Raw genomic sequence first — 15,529 nt, forward strand, 5'->3', positions numbered from 1 at the left:
TAACCAGGGAATACAATATCACATGCGAACACCAGCACCCGATGGCAGACCGGTCGGGTTGACGATCGCGGGAAGCGACTCCGGTGGCGGCGCGGGGATTCAGGCTGACCTCGCAACGATGGCCGCCCACGGCGTCTTCGGTACGTCGGCGATTACCGCCGTTACCGCCCAGCATACGCGTGGCGTCGAATCCACGCACGTAATGCCACCCGAGGAAGTCGACGCGCAACTCGGGGCCGTCACCGACGACTTCGCGATCGGTGGTGCAAAGACGGGCATGTTGGCGACTGCCGAGGTCATCGAAACCGTCACCGACCGCGCCGGTGACTTCGACTTTCCACTAGTCGTCGATCCCGTGATGGTGGCGACCTCCGGCGATCGGCTGCTCGAGCGCGCGGCTGAACGCGCCTACGAGGATCTGCTCGCCCAGGCGACGCTGGCGACGCCCAACGCCGACGAAGCCGCGGTACTGACCGACGTCGACATCACCGACGAAGAGAGCGCCCGCGAGGCCGGTAAAGCGATCCTCGAGACCGGCGTCGACGCCGTTCTTGTAAAGGGCGGTCACGTCCCCGGCGAGCACGTCAGGGACGTGCTGGTCACCGCCGACACCGTCCGAACCTTCGAACATCCTCGCGTCGAAACGGATGCGACCCACGGCTCAGGCTGTGCACTCGCTGCGGCGATCGCGGCTCGCCTCGCAAAGGACGAACCGCTCGAAACCGCCGTCGCTGGCGCAACCGACTTCCTCGCACGCGCGGTGCGGTATCACTACGACGTCGGTCGGGGTCACGGCGCGGTCAACCACATGGTTCCGCTGCGAAACGAAGCCACGCGCGAGACGAGCGCCGAGGAAGTGCAGGCGGCCGTCGATCGATTCGTCGACGCCGACGTCTCGGCGCTCGTTCCCGAGGTCGGTATGAACGTCGTCGGCGCGACGCCTTACGCCGAATCCGTCGCCGAAACCGCCGCCGTTGAGGGTCGTATTACGCGTACGCTCTCCGGTGTCCAGCCGAACCGCGGCGTCAGATTCGGCGCTTCGAGTCACGTCGCCCGCTTCCTGCTCTCGGGGCGAGAGTTTTTCCCTGCGTTGCGGTTTGCGGTCAACTGCCGGTTCGACGCGGATGTGGAGAGGGCCCTCGAGACGATCGACTGGCCGATCGCGGAGTTCGATCGCGCCGCCGAACCCGACAAGGTCAAGGAGACGGAGGGGAGCACGATGGGCTGGGGCGCCCGCCAGGCGTTCGCGGATCGTGACGAGCCACCCGTCGCCGTCGTCGACCGAGGCGAGATCGGCAAGGAGGCAATCGTGAAACTGGTCGCCGAGGACGCGACGACGCTCGCCGATCGGACGCTGGCACTGGACGAGGAGGTGGCCAAGTGACCGAAAGCGACCTCGACGTCGGGATCATCCTCCCGCAGTACGGCACCGACGTGGGGACGGTTCGGGACACCGCACTCGAGGCCGAACGGCTGGGCTACGACGCGGTCTGGCTCGAGGATCACTTCCAGTCGTGGATCGGCGAGCCGCGGCGGACGACACAGGAGTGCTGGACGACGTTGAGTGCCGTCGCAGAGGCGACCGACCGGGTGCGTCTCGGGACGCTCGTAACCAGCCAGTCGTACCGGCATCCGGCCCTGCTCGCGAAGATGGCCGCGACGGTCGATCACGTAAGCGACGGCCGGCTCGAACTGGGGCTGGGCGCGGGCTGGTATGCAGACGAGTACGATCGGTTCGGCTACGAGTTTCGGGAACCGCCGGCGGAACGGCTCCGCCGGCTCGCCGAGACCGTCGAGATCCTGCAGGGGCTGTGGACGTCCGAGACGTACAGCCACGAAGGCGAACACCTCGAGATCGATCTCGCGGGCGCCTTCTGCGAGCCGAAACCTGTACAGGACCCGCACCCGCCGATCTGGATCGGTGGCGGCGGCGAAGACTTCACGCTTCGATACACCGCCGAGCTGGCGGACGGCTGGAACTACGGGACCCTCGAACCCGAGGGCTTCGCAGAGAAACTCGACGTCCTCCGAGCGCACTGTGGTGACGAAGACCGGTACGACGAAATCCGGAAGTCTGCCGAGCTGTTCGTCTTCGTCGGCGAGACGAGCGAGGCGGCCGAAACGAAGCGCGAGGCGTTCCGGGACGCGTTCCTGCCGGACGAGCCGAGCGAACCGCGCGAGTTCTTCCTCGCGGGCTACGTGGAGACGGCCCCGACCGGGACGCCCGCCGCGGTTCGCGAGCGGCTCTCGGAGTACGCGGCCGTCGGCATCGAGGAGGTCATGCTCGCGATTCCGGACGCTGCCGACGGCGAAGACGACAGCTTGGCGCTGCTGGCAGACGAACTCGCCGGCTAACACGCTGGACACGAACGCTCCCGAGGTCCGATCGCACGGTGTCGGCGGCGGTCCCATGTACCCCAGTCAGCAGCAGAGATATACGGAAGGCGTGAATCACTATCACCATCGCTATGGGAGATACGTCGCCGGCCGGCGGAACCAACATCGAGGGAGAGTCACCGCAGGGCGAGCCGACGGTCGACACCGACGAGGCGACGATCACAGACGACGCCGAACTCGAGCGAACGCTCGGCCTCTCCGGCGGACTCGCGATCGGGATCGGGACGATGATCGGCGCCGGAATCTTCGTTTTTCCGGGGCTCGCGGCCGGACGGGCCGGTCCCGCTGCAGCCGCGTCGTTCTTGATCGGCGCGATCGTCGCCTTGCTGGTCGCGCTGCCGGCATCCGAACTCGCGACAGCGATGCCAAAAAGCGGCGGCGGCTACTACTACATTTCGCGTGGATTGGGGACGCTTCCCGGTGCAGTCGTCGGGCTGTCGCTGTGGTTCGGACTGGTGTTCGCGTCGGCGTTTTACCTCGTCGGCTTCGGCTACTACGCCGTCGACACGCTCGCCGAACTCGGCGTCGCGGTCGGCGACGGGCTCGTCATCCCGCTGGCGCTGCTGTTCGGTGCGGCCTTTACCGTATTGAACGTGACGGGGACGGAAAACGCGGCGAAACTGCAAAACGGTATCGTCGCCCTGTTGCTGTCGATTCTGGCGGCGTTTCTCGGGTACGGCGGGCTCGATGCGATCGGACTCGTCGGCGATCCGTCCACCCCCGAACAGTTCGCGCCGTTCGGGCCGCTTCCCGTGCTGTCGACCGCGGCGCTCGTGTTCACCTCGTATCTCGGCTTCGCACAGGTGGCGACCGTCGCCGGTGAGATGAAAGATCCCGGTCGGAACCTGCCGCTTTCGATGGTCGGCTCCGTCCTCGTCGTCGGCGTTCTCTACGTGGTGACGATCCTGGTCGCAACCAGCGCGTTCAGCAGCGAGGACCTCTCGACATTCGGGGAGACGGCGATGGTCGAGGTCGGTCGCCACTACCTCGGCTCGATCGGCGCGTTCGCGATCGTTTTCGGTGGGCTGCTCGCGACGGTATCCAGCGCCAACGCATCGGTGCTCAGCACGTCTCGAGCCATCTACGCCGTCTCGAAGGATGCCCTGTTACCGCGTCGAGCGAGCCGCATCAACCTCCGGTACGGAACGCCACACGTCGCCCTTGGGATGGCCGGCGGGCCGATCCTCGTGCTGGTCGCGACCGGTCGCGTGGAGCTGCTCGCGGAGGTCGCTTCGTTCCTCCATCTCATCATGTACGGGCTGATCTGCGTGGCGCTGCTCGCACTACGCCGAAACGAGCCAGCGTGGTACGATCCCGACTTCCGTGTCCCCGGCTACCCCGTCGTCCCCGTTCTCGGGACGGTCGCCAGTTTCGCTCTGATCGGGTTCATGCAACCCGTCTCACAACTCACTGGCATCGCGATCATGATCGCGACCGCCGGATGGTACGCCTACTACGCTCGAGACGTGAACCTGAAGGGGGCGTTCCAATGACGCGCGTCCTCGTACCGGTGGCGATACTCGAGGGTGAATCGGTCTCGACCGGGCTCCCGACGCTGCTCGAGCCGGTGGACGTGACCGTCCTCGGCTATCACGTCCTGCCCGAGCAGACGCCGCCCGACCAGGCGCGCCTCCAGTACGAGGACCGAGCGATCGCCGCGCTCGACGACCTCGTCGCACAGTTCGAGGCTGCCGGCGGGACCGCCGATCACCGTCTCGTGTTCACCCACGACCGAGAGCAAACGATCGATCGCATCGCCGAGGAGACGGCGGCGGACGCCTCCGCGATCACGGGGGTGACCGGGGCCGTCGATCGCCTTCTCGTGTCGCTGACGGGCGACGTCGCCATCGACCGGATCACCTCGTTCGTCGCCGAACTGGTCGGCGACCGCGAAATCGACGTCACGCTCTTTCTCGCGACTGACGACGAACCCGGCGGCCAGGAATCGCTCGAGGCGGCTGCCGCGGCCCTCTCCGAGCACGATATTGACGCGGGGACCGAACTCGTGGCCGACGAGTCCCCGTTCGAGGCGCTCGTCGACGCCGCGGCCGACCACGATGCCATCGTCGTCGGCGAGCGGGCCCCATCGCTGCAATCGTTTCTCTTCGGCGATGCGGCCGAACGCGTCGCTGCCGAGTCGGTCGGCCCGGTGCTCGTCGTCCGGAGTCTGGACGAGCGTGACGGTGGGGCCGCGCTGTGACCGAGGCGTCAGATAACGCTGGTCGGACGCTCGAGACGCGATCTCCCGTCGGCTACGGACGAGCAACCACGTTCGGCTCCCCCGTGGCAGTGTCCTCGCGTTTTTGTAGCTCGATCACTTAAAACAGGACTGTGACCGCTCGAGAAAACGGTCGGACCATGAGCAGTGAGATGGCTTCGACGCCGGTCGGTGAAGAGACGGTTGTAGACCCCGCCGATAGCGTAGCGGTCTCGGATATCGACAGCGACGAGCGGGCTGCAGCCGCTGATACTCGTACTCGCCCGGACAGCGCCGAGTCGTCGGCGGCGACCAACCGTGATATCGCCGTTTCGGTGACCGGTCTGTCCAAGCGGTTCGGTGAGGGAAACGCGACGGTTACTGCCGTGGACGACGTCAGCTTCGACGTCGAGACCGGATCGATCGTGGGACTACTGGGGCCCAACGGAGCCGGGAAGACGACGCTCATCAAGTCGATTCTGGGCATGGTGGTCCCGGATGCGGGAACCGTCCGGATCCAGGGCGTCGACCTCTACGAGCGGCCGCGGGAGGCGTACGCCTCCGTCGACGCGATGTTAGAAGGTGCGCGCAACGATTACTGGCGGCTGACCGTCCGAGAGAACCTCCGGTATTTCGCCACGATCGGCGGGATCGATCCGGAGTCAGTCCGCGACCGCCACGAACGGCTGCTGGCGCAGTTGGATCTCGCGGAAAAAGCGGACGTTCCCGTCCGAGAACTCTCCCGCGGGATGAAACAGAAAGTATCGCTGGCGAGCGTCCTCGCCGGAGGCGCATCGGTCGTCTTTCTCGACGAGCCCACACTTGGGTTGGACATCGAGAGTTCGCGAGCGCTCCAACGGGAACTGCGGCGTCTCGCCGAGGAGGAAGACCTCACCGTCGTCCTCAGCAGTCACGACTATGGACGTCGTCGAGGCGGTCTGCGACCGCGTCCTCATCATGTCCGACGGAGAGATCATCGCGGACGACACCGTCGAGGCGCTCCTCTCCGGTACGGACCGACACTGCGTTCGGATCACGAGCGGCGATCTCGATACCCCAGTCGTGTCGGCCCTGCGACGACGATTCGACGCGATAGACGTCGAACCACTCGACTCCGGCCGCCGAATCGAGGTCGTGACCGACAGTGACGGGCTGTACGAGCTGATGGATCTCCTCCGGCGAAACGACGTGGCGCTCGAGCGCGTCCGGACGGTCGATCCGGACCTCGAGGACGTCTTCGTCGACCTGACGACGACCGAACGGGGGTACCGATGACCGCGGGCCAGCCCGACGCGGGAGAGACGCCGCGGACGGCCGGGTATCGACACCTCGCGCGGGCCGTTCTTTACCGCGAGTACCTGATCTTCGTCCGCTATCCCGCAAACGCCGTCGGTGGGCTCGTCATCTCGGTGTTCTTTTTCGGGCTCCTCTTCTACGGCGGGCGAATGGTCGCGGGGCGGGCACTCACCGACTCGATCGAGGGAATCATCGTCGGCTACTTCCTGTGGTCGCTGTCCGTGGGCGCGTACTCCTCGATATCGAACGACATCGGGAGCGAAGTGCAGTGGGGGACCCTCGAGCGACACGTGATGTCGCCGTTCGGGTTCGCCCCCGTCGCGCTGTTGAAAGGCGTCGCGAAGATCGTCCGATCGTTCGTCACCTCGACGATACTGCTTTCGGTGATGATCGTCATCACCGGCACGACCCTCGAGTTGAACCTGCTGACGATCGTCGTCGTCGCGACGCTCAGTATCGTTTCGGTGCTCGGTCTCGGGCTCGCGGCCGGCGGCGTCACCGTTCTCTACAAGCAGATCGGCAACTGGCTCAACCTGCTCCAGTTCGGGTTCATCGTCCTCGTCTCGGCGCCCGCGTTCGACCTCGGCTGGCTGCGATATCTCCCGCTCGCCCAGGGCAGCGCGCTCCTCCAGCGGACGATGATCGACGACGTCCGACTCTGGGAATTCCCGCCGGCCGACCTCGGGATTCTGCTCGGAGTCGCCGTCGGTTACTTCGTCCTCGGCTATGCGGTCTTCCAGTATGCGACCCGCCGGGCGAGACGCCTCGGCGTCCTCGGGGACTACTGACGGGGTCCCCGACCGCACCGAATCGGACGCTCTTTCGCTGACCCGCCACACTCACCGTCGAGGCGCTCCTTCGACTCCGTATGGCCCACGACAGGATCCACGCACGAAAACCGACCCACGACCGCGAGCGGTGGTCCGTCGGGACCATCGAAGCCGTCCGCGAGCGCGACGGCCACTGCGTCTTCGAGGTGGCGACCAACGAGGGGGACGTAATCGAACTCGTCGTGACGGTCGCTATCCGGGAGTTAGTCCTTGAAAGACTGGATCTCGCTGAGGACGAGTCACCGATCGGTGCTCGCGTCTGGTATCGAAAGCACGGCGGGTGACGCCCGTTCGGCGACGTATCCGGCTCTGTTGAAACCCACCACCACTGACACAAGTCTCGTTTCTGAATGCAGAGGATATCTCTCCCACCGACTATCGGGGTCTTTTGACCTCCCTCAGCGCATCGGGGGGAATTGGCTGGCGAACGTCTCACTCCTCTTCACCGGTCGAAACGTCCTGCCACGACGACTCGCCGAAGAACGTCTGAAGCGCCCCGAGAACTCCCAGGTACGTCCCGAAGACAACGACCACGAGCGGGACCACTAACGCCAGCACGAAACTACCTAGTGGATTGATTCCGAACATTTGGAGGGCCGTCATACCATACCGTAGACTCTACTTTTGCATAGTATTGTCGATATCGACCACAACTATCCCGTATCTGTGACTTCTGGACGTGCCTCAGATGGGTTCGCTATTCAGAAAAAGCCTAGAAACCGATCATCGATTGAGGACGTGATTCGACCGCGGGCCGGTGCTCGACTCGTCAGCCGTCGGGTTCGCTGTTTCCAGACTCACCGTCACTCGCTGACTCGAGGTATTCGCCGCGGATCACGAGGACCGGATCGACCGTTCGTCGGGCCAGCCGTTCGGCCCGATCGCGAAAGACGAACCGGCGGATCGACGGCCTGCTCTCGCCGGCGACGAGGAGGTCGTGATCGGCCGCTGCCTCGAGGATAGCCGCCGTGGGCGCCCCGTCGACGACGACCCTGCTGTCGATCCGATCACGATCGACTCCCGCAGCCACCAGTTCCGACCGCGCCGCTTCGAGCAGTTCCGTTCCCGCGTCTCGCTTCGATTCGTCCGACGCAACGTGAAAGAGCGTTAGCTCGAGTTCCGTTCCTGCGAGAACCGTCGCGAGTAGTCGAGCGATGTATTCGACGTTCACGTCGCTCCGGATCGCGACGAGCACCGTCTCGAGGACGGGTGCCGGATTGAGCAACAGGATGGCGTCGCACGAGTCGCTGACGGCGACGGATTCGAACGTCTCCAGCCGGTCGTGGGTGAACGCGAGTCGCGACGTGACGTCACAGCCCGCGTCCTCGAACACCGTCCGGAGTTCCTCGAGATCGGCTCGTGCGCGGTCGCCGAACTGTTCGCGCGCCTGATCCGGCACGGTCTGGTCGGGTATTTCGCGATACCCGAGCAAGACGATCGGAATCGATGCGAATGCGTCGACGATCGTCCGTGGAACGCTCTGGCCCTCGAGGACGTCGACCGGAATCAGCACGCGATGGTCGCGGGGTACTGACATCTGTTCGGTCTCGTCTCTCCTACCATGGTGAGCGTAATATAGCCCCTGCCGGAGGTCGGTGACATCTCCACGGCGAATTCGCGAACCCCGTCACCTCGGCCGACAAAGCCGACGGGTTCGAAGTTGCTACTGGTCGACGGCCCTATCACCAGGATGGGACGAACCGACAGCTAGTTTCCGGCGGCACGGATACCGGACGACATGGTCGAGAGTCCGTTCGACGTGGAGATCGAAGTTGGAGAGGTGATCGACGCGGAACCGTTTCCCGAGGCCGAAAAGCCGAAGATGACCAAACTCTGGATCGACCTGGGCGACGAGGAGAGACAGTCTGCCGGCCAGCTGGACCACCACTACGACGCAGACGACCTCGCCGGCCGACAGGTCCTGTGTGCGACGAACCTCGGTTCAGTTCGAGTCGCCGGATTCGAATCCGAGGCACTTACCGTCGGTGTTCCCGGCGAAGACGGCTATCCCGTGCTGGTGTCGCCGGACGAGTCGGTGCCGCTGGGTGGATCGCTGTATTGATTCGGATGGCCGACGAATAACGCCTTGTATTATTCCGGGTGCCAGACGGGTCGCGCCTCGCTCGAGGTGACGGATCGCGGACCAGCCCCGTCTCCGACTGGTATTCCGAGACGACCGTCCCGGAGGACGTCTCAGACTGGTATTCCAGTTCGGCGAGTCGCTCCCGAGTCCGGTCGGACTCTCGTGACTATCGTGGGCACATCCACGAAAGACCGGCGGGAACAGCACGGATGATCCGGCCCGTCGTCGCTTAGTTTTACGATTGTGGCCGTTAACACAGTTTTAACTGCCGAATAAGTTTCCATAGGTGTCTCAAAGAAATGATCGGCGAGGGAGCGACTTCGGTCGTTGCCAGACTGACCGTTCGGCTATCCGAGACATCATCGCGACCCTCGCCGTGATCGGATATCGTTCCAACATCAGGCCATGCGGTGACGATTCCGATCCTCCCCTACCCATCACTGACACATCATTCGGAGTTCCGCTCCGGCGTCGGCATCCGCCGGCGTTTCCGGGATACTGGAGGGGTCCCCGCTGAACGCCGGCGAAACCGACCGTCGGACGATAACGCTGCTATCGAAGTGGTGTGACCTTTTCGAGAGTCGGCGAAATCGAACGTGTAGATTCGACGACTGAAATTCTCAGTAGCGGTCGTGCCGGTATTGCCGTTCAGAGCTGTTTCTGCCAGGCGTCGACGTTCAGAGCGTTTCTGGCACTCGCTGACCCTGAAGGTCCCTGCAACTGGATCCGGCGGCGGGAACGGACAGACACCTCTATCCGCCCCAGATCGGGGAATCGATCGGAGTCAGAAGACCTCTGAAGACGCTGCTCGCTCCAACGAGCTACGCTCACGCAGTTCGGGTGGCTGAAACTCGATGGTGACGAAGAGCGGTCAGTGATCCGATTCCATCGCCAGCGGATTTTCGTCGAACAGGTCGATTCGTCGGAGTTGGTCCTGTTTCGACGGCCGTATCCTCTCCTCGAGAGGGGCAACATGATTCCGACGACCTGGCAGGTCGAAATCGAGCGAGGTCGACGGCCACGAGCGAAGAGTCGGCACGCAATACCGAAATCCCATGGCAGTTCGTCGAGTGAGCAGCGTCGATGAGCCGCCCAGTATCCCGGCCATGATACACCCAATTATAGGAAATAAATACATTATAGGTTTCAATAATCTTCGCAAGATATTCAACAGCATTATATGTGCGATTGTGGGACACCGGCTTACGTGAAATGGCATACACATCACTTCCGATTCTAAGACCCGATGTATCGAGGAATCGCGTGCATTTGGAGTTAGCAACGTTATCGAAGGAGTCCACCTCTCGTCTCGACAACGCTCTGAGGATTGTAAAACCGACTCGAAATAGCGTTCGGCAGCCGACTAGATTCTAGAACGAGAATATTATCCAACATAATTCAAAAACGATTATATGATAGTCACATTGCTAATTGTAACCGGAGCAACCGTAATGGCCGGGTCGGTTCTCTATACGAGGAGGCTGCTGGGGCGACTCGACGAGAACGCCTATCGACGACGGTGGGCCGGACTGTTCGTATTGATGGCGTTTTTTCTGGTCGGGTACCTCGCCGCCCTCTGGGTGACAATTAACGGGTTCGAAGGGACGTTCCGGCTGCTGACGGGGTTCGTATTCCTGTTTGGCGCCGTGTTCGTCTCGCTAGTAGTTAATACCGGGATCCGAACGGTCGACGATTTACAGCGCAAAAGCGATGCCATCCGACGGAAAAAGGACGAAGCAGAGGAGGCGCGTCGTGAGGCCATCGCGCTCCAGGAGGAAGCCGAACGGGCGAATCGGCGTTTGGGAAAGAAAGCCGACGACTATGCTGCCGTGATGCAGGCGTGTGCGGCGGGCGACCTGACCCGGCGTATGGATCCCGAAAGCGAGAACGAAGCGATGCGTGAGGTCGCGACTGAGTTCAACGAGATGATCGCCGAACTCGAGTCGACGACGGAATTCCTCAAGCAATTTGCCGAGAACGTCGCTATCGCCTCTGAAGAAGCGACGGCGAGCTCGGAGGAGGTGCAAGCAGCCTCCGAAAAGGTCGCCGGATCGGTCCAGGACATCTCCGAGGGTGCACAGCGACAGCACGAGAGTCTCCGATCGGTCGACGCCGAGATGAGCGGTCTCTCGAGTACCATCGAGGAAATCGCCTCAGCGTCGAACCGGGTTGCGGACATCGCAGCGCAAACCGAACGGACCGGCGAAGAGGGACGCGAAGCCGCCCGAGAGGCACTCGTGGGTATAAACGAGATTGAATCCGAGTCCGAACGGGCCGTCGAGGAAATAGAGGCCCTCCAGTCCGAGATCGATCAGATCGACGACCTCGTCGAATTCATCTCGACGGTCGCGGATCAGACGAATATGCTGGCGCTCAACGCCAGCATCGAGGCGTCCCGCTCGGCAGGGGCCGGGGACAGCGGGTTCAGCGCGGTCGCAGGTGAAGTCAAAAATCTCGCCTCAGAGACCAAAGACGCCGCAGAAAACATTGACGCGCGTATCGAGGGTATCAAAGATCAGACCGATCGGACAGCCGACACCGTCCGAGCGACCAGCGAGGAGGTCGCCAGTCACCGCGAGGCGATCGAGAACACCGCGGACGCCCTCGAGAAGATAGCAACCTATACCGGAGAAACGAACGACGGCGTGCAAGAAATCTCCGCCGCGACGGAACAACAGGCCGCTTCAACCCAGCAAGTCGTCGCTATGGTCGAGGAAGCAACCGTGATCTCGGAGCAGACCGTTTCCGAAGCCGAAACCGTCGCCGCAGCGGCCGAAGAGCAGACGAGTTCGCTCGCCGAGGTCTCGCATGCTATCACGGATCTCTCCCAACAGGCGGCACAACTCGCCGAGAAACTCGATACTTTTCGGACAGAGGGGAACAACAACTCCGTGCCATCGCCGCTCGACGAAGGGGACGGCGAAGACGCGTTTCAACCCGAGGAGATCACGACGGAAACGGTGGGTCAGCCCCCCACCGACGAGGAGTCCAACCGAACACTCGATGATGCAAGCGCGAACTTCGACGAGGGAGAGACGGTCACTGAATTCAAATCCGTCGGCGAGTCCTCCCCGGCGAACGGAGAGCGGTTAGCCGATCAGGATTGAACGAGCGCTGTGATTGGACGAGCATCAAGGATTGAACAAGCGCTGTGATTGGACGAGCAGACGTCACGGGCTCACCTCGAGACCAGATGCACTACGCCCGATCGCAACCGAGGTCACAGTCGACCGTATACGAGGTCCCAACCGAGCGCGCTCGAGGTGACGGTCGGCCGTACTCGATGTCCCGCAACGGTCCCACATGGCGATCATAGGTTGGGACCGGTGTTGCGGTCGGGACGGATTGCCTCCGTGGCACGAGCGGACGGGACGAATCGGCCGCAGACGGTACATCCGACACCCCGACAACGTACATCCGATACTCGGCGTAGGGGACGTTCCTTCGGATGGTCGAGTATAAACCGCGACAGGTCCGTCGGTCGAAGGGAGGTCGTGGGACGAATCGCCGCTCCCTGATCACCGGACGGGACCAGATCAAGTCACGCCGGACTACTTCCACCGTGAATCCCGCAGAGTTTTTGCGGTGGGAAGATACTCACTGCACATGACCGAGGCGACGGGTATCGTCGGCGAGTTCTTTTCGCTCAAAGAGGAGACCGATGCGGAACTCCTTGCGATGCAGTGTGGCGATTTCTACGAGTTCTTCGGCAAAGACGCAGAAACTGTCAGCGCGGAACTCGACCTCAAAATTTCCCAGAAATCCTCCCACGGTTCGTCCTACCCCATGGCCGGCGTACCGGTCGATGACCTCACGCCCTACCTCAAAGCGCTGGTCGAACGGGGCTACCGCGTCGCCGTCGCGGATCAGTACGAGACCGATTCCGGCCACGCTCGCGAACTCGTCCGTACTGTTACCCCGGGAACGCTGCTCGAGACCAGCGACGCTGACGCCCAGTACCTCGCGGCGATAGTCGACGGGAACGGCAGCGCTGGCGGCTCGAGCGCCCACACCTCGACCGATGCGAACTACGGGCTCGCCTTCGCGGACGTAACGACCGGCCGCTTTCTCGTCGCAGCGGCCGCTGACGCCGACGACGCGTTGACCGAACTCTACCGGTTCGATCCGGTCGAAATCCTGCCCGGACCCGACGTTCGATCCGATGACGACTTGCTGAACCGAGTCCGAGAACGCAGCGATGCGACGCTGACACTTCACGATACGGAGTCGTTCGCACCGAAACGGGCGGACAACCGGGTTTGCGAGCAGTTCGGAACGGAAACCGTCGAGCGGTTGTCGGTCGCGAGACCGGCGATCGCGGCCGCCGGAGCGATTCTTTCGTACGTCGAGGAAACGGGTGCCGGCGTGTTGGCTTCGATGACCCGCATTCAGGCCCACCACGGCGCCGATCACGTGACGCTAGACGCGACCACCCAGCGCAACCTCGAGTTGACCGAAACCATGCAAGGCGAACGCGTCGGGTCACTGTTCGCGACGATCGATCACACCGAGACCAGCGCCGGCGGTCGCCTGTTGAAGGAATGGCTCCAGCGTCCACGACGGTCGCTCGAGATGCTCGAAAACCGCCAGGAGAGTGTCGCCGCACTCTCGTCTGCGGCGCTTTCTCGGGACGAAATCAGGGACGCGCTCGACGACGCGTACGACCTCGCTCGGCTCGCGTCGAAGGCGACACACGGCAGTGCGGACGCTCGAGACCTCCTTGCGGTCCAGAACACGCTTTCGGTCTTGCCCGCCCTGGCGGAGACGATCGCGTCGAATCCGGATCTGGCCGAGTCACCGCTGTCTGAGATAATCGACTCGCCCGACAGAGACGCTGCGCGGGAGTTACGCGAGACGCTCGAAGAGGCCATCGCAGCAGAACCCCCGTCGACGGTGACCCAGGGTGAACTCCTCCAGCGAGGGTACGACGACGAACTCGACGACGTGATCGAGCGCCACGAGGCGATCACGGAGTGGCTCGAGACGCTCGCCGAACGGGAAAAGCGCCAGTACGGCCTGTCACACGTGACGGTCGACCGGAACAAGACCGACGGCTACTACATTCAGGTCGGCAAGTCCGCCGCCGACGGCGTGCCGGATCACTACGAGGAGATCAAGACGCTGAAGAATTCGAAACGGTTTACGACCGACGAACTCGAGGAGAAAGAACGCGAAATTCTCCGACTCGAGGAGCGCCGCGGCGACCTCGAATACGAGCTCTTCGAGGCGCTTCGCGAGGACGTCGCCGCGAAAGCCGAACTGCTGCAAGACGTCGGACGCGCGCTGGCGACGGTCGACGCGCTCGCCAGTCTGGCTTCCCACGCGGCCGAGAACCGGTGGGTCAAGCCCGACTTGCACCGGGGTGATCGACTCGAGATCGAGCAGGGCCGTCATCCGGTCGTCGAACAGACGACGGAGTTCGTCCCGAACGACGTCCGCATGGACGACGAACGCGGGTTCCTCGTCGTGACCGGGCCAAACATGTCCGGGAAATCGACGTACATGCGTCAGGTCGCCTGTATCGTCCTGTTGGCCCAGATCGGCAGTTTCGTCCCCGCAAAAGAGGTTGAGATCGGGCTGGTCGACGGTATCTTCACCCGCGTCGGCGCATTGGACGAACTCGCACAGGGCCGGTCGACGTTCATGGTGGAGATGAGCGAACTCTCGAACATCCTCCACGCCGCGACCGAAGAGTCGCTCGTCATTTTAGACGAGGTAGGACGGGGCACCGCAACCTACGACGGCATCTCGATCGCCTGGGCCGCGACGGAATATCTGCACAACGAGGTGAAGGCGAAGACGCTCTTTGCGACCCACTACCACGAACTGACCGGGCTCGCGGAGACCCTCCCTCGCGTCGCCAACGTTCACGTCGCCGCAGATGAGCGCGACGGCGACGTCACGTTCCTTCGAACGGTCCGCGACGGGCCGACCGACCGTTCGTACGGGATTCACGTTGCCGACCTCGCGGGGGTTCCCGACCCCGTCGTCGAGCGCTCGAGAGGCGTTCTCGAACGCCTGCGCGAGGAGAAGGCCATCGAGGCCAAAGGTGGTTCGAGCGAGCCCGTCCAGGCCGTCTTCGACCTGGGAAGCGGAACGATGCAGACGCACGGGCAATCCGAAGCGCGGTCGCAGGCCGCAACGACCGACGGCGGCTCAGCGACCGCGGACGAACCCGGCCCCGAATCCGACGGCCAGCCCCTCGATCCCGAAACCGAAGCCGTTCTCGCTGAACTCGAGTCGATCGACGTGAACGCGACGCCGCCGATCGAACTCGTCTCGAAGGTACAGGAGTTACAAAAACGCCTCGAGGAGTGAGCGTCGGACGGTATCACGCGACCCGTCGCTCGAGTCGGCCGCCTCGTGTCGTGGTTCCATCGTCGGTCCGTCCAGTTCCGAACGAATCCGCGTCAGCACATTTCGCCGAGATCCCGCCACTCGTGGAGGTCGTGGAGGGTGATCTCGAGCTCGAAGCCGCAGCCGTCGCAATGAAACGCGACCGATCGATACCCCGGCTGGAACTCTTCCGACTCGCCGTGTTCGTCGCACTCGATTCGAATGCCGCGTTCTTGCCCATCGGGCACTTCGACCGTGTAATTGCTCATAGTTGTCGAACACCCGTCTCCGCGTCCGCCGATGGTACCGAGGGTCGGACGAAACTTAGCCCTTTCACCGAAGCCCCACTCGTTCGCTTTCGGAGACGCGCGAGTCTAGCATCGCGTACGA

At 63.2% G+C, this 15,529-nt stretch carries 12 protein-coding genes and 1 pseudogene; 10 read left to right on the forward strand and 3 right to left on the reverse strand.

From position 1 onward, the window contains the following. Positions 1-22: 22 nt before the first annotated feature. The 7 genes and pseudogenes from thiD (at position 23) to HYG82_RS30355 (ending at position 7,004) form a co-directional block, all read left to right on the forward strand. A complete protein-coding gene (gene thiD / locus HYG82_RS30325) occupies positions 23-1,384 on the forward strand; it encodes a bifunctional hydroxymethylpyrimidine kinase/phosphomethylpyrimidine kinase (protein ID WP_179260790.1) in 1,362 nt (453 codons plus the stop codon). Then, entirely contained in the window at positions 1,381-2,355 is a 975-nt protein-coding gene (locus HYG82_RS30330) for a TIGR03560 family F420-dependent LLM class oxidoreductase (RefSeq protein ID WP_179260791.1), read from the forward strand. Before thiD ends, HYG82_RS30330 begins: the two co-directional genes overlap by 4 nt. A gap of 113 nt (positions 2,356-2,468) precedes the next feature. Next, entirely contained in the window at positions 2,469-3,890 is a 1,422-nt protein-coding gene (locus HYG82_RS30335; protein WP_179260792.1) for an APC family permease, read from the forward strand. Then, positions 3,887-4,597 (forward strand): universal stress protein, encoded by a 711-nt coding sequence (locus HYG82_RS30340; RefSeq protein WP_179260793.1) that lies wholly within the window; start codon positions 3,887-3,889, stop codon positions 4,595-4,597. The genes HYG82_RS30335 and HYG82_RS30340 overlap by 4 nt, the downstream gene beginning before the upstream one ends. Before the next feature lie 236 nt (positions 4,598-4,833). Next, a pseudogene (locus HYG82_RS30345) lies at positions 4,834-5,869 on the forward strand (ABC transporter ATP-binding protein). Next, positions 5,866-6,678, forward strand: coding sequence for an ABC transporter permease (locus HYG82_RS30350; protein WP_179260794.1), 813 nt, complete (start codon positions 5,866-5,868; stop codon positions 6,676-6,678). Before HYG82_RS30345 ends, HYG82_RS30350 begins: the two are co-directional and overlap by 4 nt. 80 nt (positions 6,679-6,758) lie before the next feature. Then, complete coding sequence (locus tag HYG82_RS30355) at positions 6,759-7,004, forward strand: DUF7861 family protein (RefSeq protein ID WP_179260795.1); 246 nt, start codon at positions 6,759-6,761, stop codon at positions 7,002-7,004. Between the two features lie 148 nt (positions 7,005-7,152). On the opposite strand, the gene HYG82_RS30360 is transcribed toward HYG82_RS30355, so the two are convergent. Further along, a complete protein-coding gene (locus HYG82_RS30360; protein WP_179260796.1) occupies positions 7,153-7,323 on the reverse strand; it encodes a hypothetical protein in 171 nt (56 codons plus the stop codon). 166 nt (positions 7,324-7,489) lie between these two features. Continuing rightward, a complete protein-coding gene (locus HYG82_RS30365) occupies positions 7,490-8,257 on the reverse strand; it encodes a universal stress protein (protein ID WP_179260797.1) in 768 nt (255 codons plus the stop codon). Between the two features lie 201 nt (positions 8,258-8,458). Between HYG82_RS30365 and HYG82_RS30370 the strand changes: the two genes are divergently transcribed. The 3 genes from HYG82_RS30370 to mutS all read left to right on the forward strand — a co-directional run bounded on the left by HYG82_RS30370 (position 8,459) and on the right by mutS (position 15,121). Next, positions 8,459-8,782, forward strand: a complete 324-nt coding sequence (locus tag HYG82_RS30370; RefSeq protein WP_179260798.1) for a tRNA-binding protein — start codon at positions 8,459-8,461, stop codon at positions 8,780-8,782. Between the two features lie 1,433 nt (positions 8,783-10,215). Further along, on the forward strand, positions 10,216-11,910 hold the full coding sequence (locus HYG82_RS30375; protein ID WP_179260799.1) for a methyl-accepting chemotaxis protein: 1,695 nt from the start codon (positions 10,216-10,218) through the stop codon (positions 11,908-11,910). 499 nt (positions 11,911-12,409) lie between these two features. After that, the gene (mutS, locus tag HYG82_RS30380; RefSeq protein WP_179260800.1) at positions 12,410-15,121 is read left to right on the forward strand and encodes a DNA mismatch repair protein MutS; all 2,712 of its coding nucleotides are present in this window, start codon (positions 12,410-12,412) and stop codon (positions 15,119-15,121) included. Between the two features lie 92 nt (positions 15,122-15,213). Here mutS and HYG82_RS30385 read toward each other — a convergent pair whose 3' ends face one another. Next, positions 15,214-15,408: a hypothetical protein gene (locus HYG82_RS30385; RefSeq protein WP_179260801.1), complete on the reverse strand. Its 195-nt coding sequence runs from the start codon at positions 15,406-15,408 to the stop codon at positions 15,214-15,216. Positions 15,409-15,529: the final 121 nt, after the last annotated feature.

This window comes from Natrinema halophilum (genome assembly GCF_013402815.2).
Taxonomy (GTDB): Archaea; Halobacteriota; Halobacteria; order Halobacteriales; family Natrialbaceae; genus Natrinema; species Natrinema halophilum.